Annotated in this window: 10 protein-coding genes; 6 read left to right on the top strand and 4 right to left on the bottom strand. The window is 68.1% G+C overall.

Annotation, left to right across the window (positions count from 1 at the left end):
• Nucleotides 1-89: 89 nt before the first annotated feature.
• Nucleotides 90-800, top strand: a complete 711-nt coding sequence (gene dnaQ, locus ACE3TU_RS17315; protein WP_374626450.1) for a DNA polymerase III subunit epsilon — start codon at nt 90-92, stop codon at nt 798-800.
• A 3-nt stretch (nt 801-803) separates the two neighbouring features.
• On the opposite strand, the gene secB is transcribed toward dnaQ, so the two are convergent.
• A complete protein-coding gene (gene secB, locus ACE3TU_RS17310) occupies nt 804-1,295 on the bottom strand; it encodes a protein-export chaperone SecB (protein WP_374626448.1) in 492 nt (163 codons plus the stop codon).
• 76 nt (nt 1,296-1,371) lie between these two features.
• Nucleotides 1,372-1,815, bottom strand: a complete 444-nt coding sequence (locus ACE3TU_RS17305; RefSeq protein WP_374626446.1) for an FxsA family protein — start codon at nt 1,813-1,815, stop codon at nt 1,372-1,374.
• Between the two features lie 139 nt (nt 1,816-1,954).
• On the opposite strand from ACE3TU_RS17305, the gene ACE3TU_RS17300 reads away from it, so the two are divergent.
• The 5 genes from ACE3TU_RS17300 (at nt 1,955) to ACE3TU_RS17280 (ending at nt 4,819) form a co-directional block, all read left to right on the top strand.
• On the top strand, nt 1,955-2,671 hold the full coding sequence (locus ACE3TU_RS17300; RefSeq protein ID WP_374626444.1) for a Tim44/TimA family putative adaptor protein: 717 nt from the start codon (nt 1,955-1,957) through the stop codon (nt 2,669-2,671).
• A 23-nt stretch (nt 2,672-2,694) separates the two neighbouring features.
• Nucleotides 2,695-3,279: a Smr/MutS family protein gene (locus ACE3TU_RS17295; RefSeq protein ID WP_374626442.1), complete on the top strand. Its 585-nt coding sequence runs from the start codon at nt 2,695-2,697 to the stop codon at nt 3,277-3,279.
• Entirely contained in the window at nt 3,276-3,635 is a 360-nt protein-coding gene (locus ACE3TU_RS17290; protein WP_374626439.1) for a helix-turn-helix domain-containing protein, read from the top strand. Before ACE3TU_RS17295 ends, ACE3TU_RS17290 begins: the two co-directional genes overlap by 4 nt.
• Nucleotides 3,636-3,696: 61 nt before the next feature.
• Nucleotides 3,697-4,371 carry a dienelactone hydrolase family protein gene (locus ACE3TU_RS17285; protein ID WP_374626437.1) on the top strand — a complete coding sequence of 225 codons (675 nt, stop codon included), beginning with the start codon at nt 3,697-3,699 and terminating at the stop codon, nt 4,369-4,371.
• 88 nt (nt 4,372-4,459) lie between these two features.
• Nucleotides 4,460-4,819, top strand: coding sequence for a hypothetical protein (locus tag ACE3TU_RS17280; RefSeq protein WP_374626435.1), 360 nt, complete (start codon nt 4,460-4,462; stop codon nt 4,817-4,819).
• On the opposite strand, the gene hslU is transcribed toward ACE3TU_RS17280, so the two are convergent.
• Together hslU and ACE3TU_RS17270 are read right to left on the bottom strand one after the other, a co-directional pair.
• Nucleotides 4,800-6,104, bottom strand: a complete 1,305-nt coding sequence (hslU, locus tag ACE3TU_RS17275) for an ATP-dependent protease ATPase subunit HslU (protein ID WP_374626433.1) — start codon at nt 6,102-6,104, stop codon at nt 4,800-4,802. The genes ACE3TU_RS17280 and hslU overlap by 20 nt on opposite strands.
• Before the next feature lie 10 nt (nt 6,105-6,114).
• A partial coding sequence (locus tag ACE3TU_RS17270) for an N-acetyltransferase family protein (protein WP_374626431.1) occupies nt 6,115-6,514 on the bottom strand: 400 nt, incomplete at its 5' end.

Below are 6,514 nucleotides of genomic sequence, written 5' to 3'. Positions count from 1 at the left end.
GTCTTCGAGACGTCCGGACCGATCGCGGCGACCCGGCGGGCGGTCGCCGCCCTGGTCCGGAGGCTCGACGCGCCAGCCGGGACCAGCCGATGAAGCGAGAGATCGTCCTCGATACCGAAACCACCGGGCTCTCGCCGGTGACCGGCGATCGTGTCGTCGAGATCGGTTGCGTCGAGCTGATCAACCACATCCCGACCGGGCGGCACTTCCACGTCTATCTCAATCCGGAACGCGACATGCCGGAGGAGGCGTATCGCGTGCACGGCCTCTCCAGCGAGTTCCTGCGCGACAAACCGCGCTTCGCCGACGAGGCCGACAAATTCCTCGCCTTCATCGCCGATGCGACGCTGATCATTCACAACGCCCCGTTCGACATGGCGTTTCTCAACGCCGAACTCGAGCGGATCGGCCGCCCCGGCCTCGGCAACCCGGTGATCGACACGGTGATGGTGGCGCGCGAGGTCCATCCGGGCGCCCGCGTCAGCCTCGATGCCCTGTGCAAGCACTACGGCGTCGACAACTCCCGCCGGACGTTGCATGGCGCCCTGCTCGACAGCGAGATCCTCGCCGACGTCTATCTCGAGTTGATCGGCGGCCGCCAGGTTGCCCTGACCCTGATCGCCGAGACGCGCGTCGAGATCAGCGTCGATGTCGAACTGCGCCCGGCGCGGGTCCGACCGACGCCGCTGCCGCCCCGGCTGACCGACGCCGAGCGCGAGGCACATGCCGCCCTTGTCGGCACCCTCGGTGCCGACGCGGTATGGCTGAGCTACGCCGACGCGGCCGTTGCCGCCGAGTAGCCGTCAGTTGGCGGCGTTCGCGGCGGACTGCGCCTGCAGGTTCTTGAGGTTCTGCAGGTAGAGCCCGTTGAAATCCACCGGCTCCATCATCAGCGGCGGGAAGCCGCCGAGCTGTACCGTGTTGGCCAGCACGTGCCGGGCGAACGGGAACAGCATGCGCGGGCACTCGACCATCAGCAGCGGCGGCAGGGTGGTCTCCGGCACGTTGCGCAGCCTGAACACGCCGCCATAGACCAGTTCGACATTGAACAGCACGGTGCTGTCGCGTTCGGCCTTGGCCGTCAGGTTGATCTCGACCGCGTAGAGATCGTCGGCCTGCTTCTTGACCCCGACATTGATGCTCACCGAGAACTGCGGGTTCGGCCCGCCCAGCATGACCGATCCCGGTGCACCCGGATTCTCGAAGCTGAGGTCGCGGATATACTGGCCGACGAGGCTGTAGCTCGGGGCGGTCGCATTGGCCGGCGCAGCGCCGGTTGGGGTTTCGTCAGCCATGGTGGGGTTCCTCGTGGGCCTATTTTGGCGCGCTCGCTAGCATCTTTGGCCCGCACCGACAAGGAGAACGCCGCGTTCAGCGCGGTCGCCACTCGTCATCGTCGAGTTCGACAGTGCCAGAGCCCCGCCCGTAGCCGTAGCCTTCGGCGCTCGCCGAGACCACCGTGAAGCGGGTGCGCAGGTATGCGTAGATCAGCCCGCGCACCGGCGGCACCAGCAGCAACAGGCCCATCAGGTCGGTGAAGTAGCCCGGCGTCAGCAGCAGGACGCCCGCCACCGCCACCAGCATGGCATCGGCCAGCGCCCGGGCCGGCAGCTCGCCGCGTCCCATCCTCGTCCGGATCTCGGCGAGCAGCGCCGTGCCCTGGCGGCGCAGCACCACCGCTCCGGCCAGCGCGGTGACCAGCACCCCGGCCAGCGTCGGCCACAGGCCGATCGCCTGCCCGACGAGGACGAAGCATGCGATCTCGATCAGCGGCACGGCGAGGAAGACGAGAAACAGGGCGCGGCCCACGGACATTCCTTTTTGCACTGGCATTTGCGGACAACCCTCAGCCAAACGTGAACTGGTTTCCGGCAAAGCCTTTCCCTATATATAGGCGCATCAGTCCGGCTCTGCGAGCCGTCCCTTATCCGAGACCCCCCGAGTACCCGCACCGATGGACGAGTTCTTCGACATTCCCACCCTGATCGTCATAGGTCTTGCGATCGTGGTGCTGTTCCGGCTGCGCCAGGTGCTCGGCACCCGCACCGGTCGCGAGCGGCCTCCCGTCGAGCGGCGCAGCGAGGCGCCGGCCAAGGCCGCCGACGAGAATGTCGTGCCGATGCGGCCGCGTCCTGCTGCCGAGCAGACCAACGAGGATGCCGAGCGTCAGGCCCGCAAGCTCGAGGCCGAGGTGACCCAGTTCGCGCATGGGGACGAGGCCGTCGCCGCTGGCCTCAAGGCCATCGTCGAGGCCGATTCGAGCTTCTCGCCCAAGAGCTTCATGGACGGCGCCAAGGCGGCCTACGAAATGATCGTCACCGCCTTCGCCGCCGGGGACCGCCAGACCCTGAAGAACCTGCTGGACAAGGAGGTCTATGACGGCTTCGAGCGCGCCATCAAGGATCGCGAGGCCGCCGGCCGGCGCATCGACTTCACCTTTGTCGGCCTGCCCAAGGTCGAGATTTCTGCCGCCGAGGCCGACAAGCGCGCCGTTCAGGTGAGCGTGCGCTTCCACGCCGAGGTGGTTTCGGCGGCGCGGGACAAGGATGGCACGCTGATCGAGGGCAATGCCGACCTCGTGACCGGCATCGCCGACGAATGGACCTTCGCGCGCAATCCCAAGTCGCGCGACCCGAACTGGAAGCTCGTCGCCACCAGCCAGCTCGAATAGGCTGGACGGCCGGGAACGCTCCGATGTCGAAGCGCCGCAGCGACGGCCGACCGCATCTGCCCGACTGGCACCTGTGGACCGAGGTGTCGCGCACGGTTGCGCCGCTGCGCCCGCAGCACCTCCCGCTGGTCGACCTGAGCGACACCCCGCTCCCCATCCCGGCGCCGGCCCCCGCGGCCAAGCCCCGCCGGCTCCTGCCTCCTATGCCGGCATACCAGTCCGACGGCCGTCCGTCGCGGCAGCCGCGGCAGGGCATCGAGCCCAACCTGCGGCAGCGCCTGCAGCGCGGTCGAGAGGCCATCGACGGTACCATCGATCTGCACGGCATGCGTCAGCTGGAGGCCCACCAGGCGCTCAACCGGTTCGTCTCGGCGCGCTGGGCGCGCGGCGACCGGACCCTCCTCGTCATCACCGGCAAGGGGCTGAAGAAGCTCTCCGACGATGCCGCCGTGATCGTCGAACGCGGCGTGCTGCGCGCCATGCTGCCGGTCTGGCTGTCGGGCCCGGAGCTCGGTCCGCTGGTCGCCGGCTGGGAGGTCGCTGCCCACGGCCACGGCGGCGACGGGGCTTTCTATGTGCGGCTGCGGCGCGAAAGGGACTACCGGTGACCCCGCTCGGCCTCCGCCTGCGGCAGCTGCGCGAGCAACGCGGCGTGACGCTCAAGGAGATGGCCGGCGCCCTCAACGTCTCCAGTGCCTATCTGTCGGCCCTCGAGCACGGGCGGCGCGGCAGGCCGACCTGGATGCTGCTGCAGCGCATCATCCACTACTTCAACGTCATCTGGGACGAGGCCGAGGAGCTGCAGCGGCTGGCCGAGATGTCCGATCCCAGAATCACCATCGACACGGCCGGCATGGCGCCCGAGGCCACCGAACTGGCGAACCAGCTGGCGCGTGCCATCGGCCGCCTGTCGCCCGAGGACCTGTCGTTCATCAGGAACGAAGTCGTGAAGCGGACCCGCTAGCCCCGGCTGGCACTTGCCGCTGAAACATGCATGCTGGCCGCACTATCGGGAGGGGATCATCATGGGCGAGCGGATCAAGCTGACGGCATCGGACGGATTCGTTCTGAACGGTTACCGCGCCGCTCCGGAGGGAAAGCCGAGGGCCGGCGTGGTGGTCATCCAGGAGGTCTGGGGCGTCAACAGCTGGGTGCGCTCGGTCGTCGATCGCTACGCCCGGCACGGATACCTCGCCGTGGCGCCCGCCATGTTCGACCGGCTCGACATGGGCTACGAGAGCGAGAACTACGGGCCGGATCAGTTCGTGATCATCGGCGAGATGATGAAGAGGTTCGACAACGCCACCGCCCCGCTCGATGTTGCGGCCGCCGTCGCGGTGGCGGCCGTCGCCGGCAAGGTCGGCATCACCGGCTTCTGCTTCGGTGGCCGCGTCAGCTGGCAGGCGGCGGGCCTCGGGCTCGGACTCAGCGCCGCCTCGGGATACTATGGCGGCGGAATACTGGGCTACATCGACCTCGAGCCGAAGATCCCGACCGAGATGCATTACGGCGACAAGGACACCGGCATCCCGCTCGAGCAGGTCGAGGCGCTGAAGGCCCGGCACCCGGGTGTCGGCATCCACGTCTATGACGGCGTGCACGGCTTCTGCAACAGCGACCGGCCGCAGAACTTCAACGAAGCCGCCTGCCGGAAGGCCTCGGCCCGCAGCCTCGAGTTCTTCCATAAGCACCTCGGCTGACCTCGCGAGACACCTGGCCTATCTCGAGGCCGAGTTCGTTGCCGCGCGGGCCGCGCCGCTCTCGTCCCGCAAGGCCATGCTCTGCGCGATGCTCGCCGACGCCTGCGCCGACCGGCTGTTCGCCGCCGCCCCGGCCGCCGACGACATCCTCGAGTTTCGCGCCGACCTGGCCCGTCGCCACCCCTCGCTCGGCCACCTCTTCGATCTCGCCGCCGGGCGCACCCGCCTCGTCGTCGACACGGTCGCCGTTCCGCTCGATCGCTACGGCGACCTGGGCGTCGCCGACTTCATGGTGAGCCTGTACAACGGCCACACCGTGCAGCGCGTCCGCGTCGCGCTCGCGGACGGCGGGCGGCTCGACGTCCACGCCATGCTGGGCGAGGCGATCGCGGCGTTGCACGAGGCTGCGCTGCCGCAGGCCTCGTCCGCTACAGCACGAAGCGGCTGAGGTCGGTATCGGCAGCCATCTTCCCGATGCGGTTCTCGACATAGGCGGCGTCGATCCGGATGGTCTGACCCTGCTTGTCCGGGGCTTCGAACGAGATGTCCTCGACCAGCCGCTCCATGACGGTGGAGAGCCGTCTCGCGCCGATATTCTCGACCGTGGCATTCACCTTGGCGGCCGCATCGGCGATTGCCTCGATCGCATCCTCGGTGAAGTCCAGCGTCAGTCCCTCGGTCTGCATCAGCGCCACATATTGCTTGATCAGGCTCGCGTCGGTGTCCTTGAGGATCTCGATGAGGTCCGATCGCGTCAGCGCCTTCAGCTCGACCCGGATCGGCAGCCGACCCTGCAACTCGGGTAGCAGGTCCGAGGGCTTGGAGACATGGAAGGCGCCCGAGGCGATGAACAGGATGTGGTCGGTCCTGACCGGCCCGTGCTTGGTCGACACGGTCGTCCCCTCGATCAGCGGCAAGAGGTCCCGCTGCACGCCCTCCCGCGACGGACCGCCGCCATAGCTGCCCTCGCGGTTGGCGACCTTGTCGATTTCGTCGATGAACACGATGCCATGGTTCTCGACGAGATCGACCGCTTCCTTGTTGAGCGCGTCCATGTCGAGCAGCTTGTCGGCCTCCTCGGCCATCAGCGGCGCATGTGCGTCCTTGACCTTGACCTTGCGCTTGACCGCGCGTCCGCCGAAGGCCTTGCCCAGCATGTCCTGGATGTTGATGACGCTGGCGCCCGGCATGCCGGGAATCTCGAAGCCGCCCGAGGGACCCGAGGGTGCCATCTCGACCTCGATCTCCCGATCGTCGAGTTCGTTGCCTCTCAGCTTGGAGCGGAAGCTGTCGCGGGTGGAGGGCGAGGCCGACGAGCCGACCAGTGCGTCGAGCACACGCTCCTCGGCATTGCGGTGGGCCTGCGCCGCGACATCGGCGCGCTTCCTGTCGCGCAGCACCGAGATGCCGGCCTCGACCAGGTCGCGCACGATCTGCTCGACGTCGCGGCCGACATACCCCACTTCGGTGAACTTGGTCGCCTCGACCTTGATGAACGGCGCCTGGGCCAGCTTCGCCAGACGGCGCGAGATCTCGGTCTTGCCGACGCCGGTCGGCCCGATCATCAGGATGTTCTTGGGCGTCACTTCCTGCCGGAAGCTCTCGGGCAGCTGCTGGCGCCGCCAGCGGTTGCGCAGCGCCACGGCGACGGCGCGCTTGGCATCGGCCTGCCCGACGATATAGCGGTCGAGTTCGGCGACGATCTCGCGCGGGGAGAAATTGGGGTCGGTCATTTGCTACTCATCACTTTCCGCTGCCCTCGGTGAGGCGCAGCATCATCAGGCAGTCCTGGTACAGGGTTCCGTCGACCATGAGGCCGCCCGGGTCCTGGCCGAAGACGGTAAAGCCGAAGCGTTCGTAGAACCGCTTCGCACGGTGGTTTGCGTCGTTCACGATCAGGTAGAGGAAGCGCACCTTGTGCCGCGCCGCGTCCAGCACCGCCTCCAGTAGCAATTGCGCCGCCCCGGTGCCGCGGGCGCCCGGCCTCAGGTAGACGCCGACGAGATGGCCGCGATGCGCGGTCTTGGCACCGGCCTCGACCGTGAAGGTGGCCGTTCCGACCAGCTCGGCGCCTTCGAAGACTCCGAAGGTGGAGTTGCGGGCGAGGCGGGCCTGCCACTCGGCATCGGCGATCGCAGCGTCC

Origin of the sequence: Devosia sp. (assembly GCF_041917035.1) — a bacterium.
In the GTDB taxonomy this organism is placed as follows: domain Bacteria; phylum Pseudomonadota; class Alphaproteobacteria; order Rhizobiales; family Devosiaceae; genus Devosia_A.
This window is presented reverse-complemented; position numbering and strand designations above follow the sequence as displayed.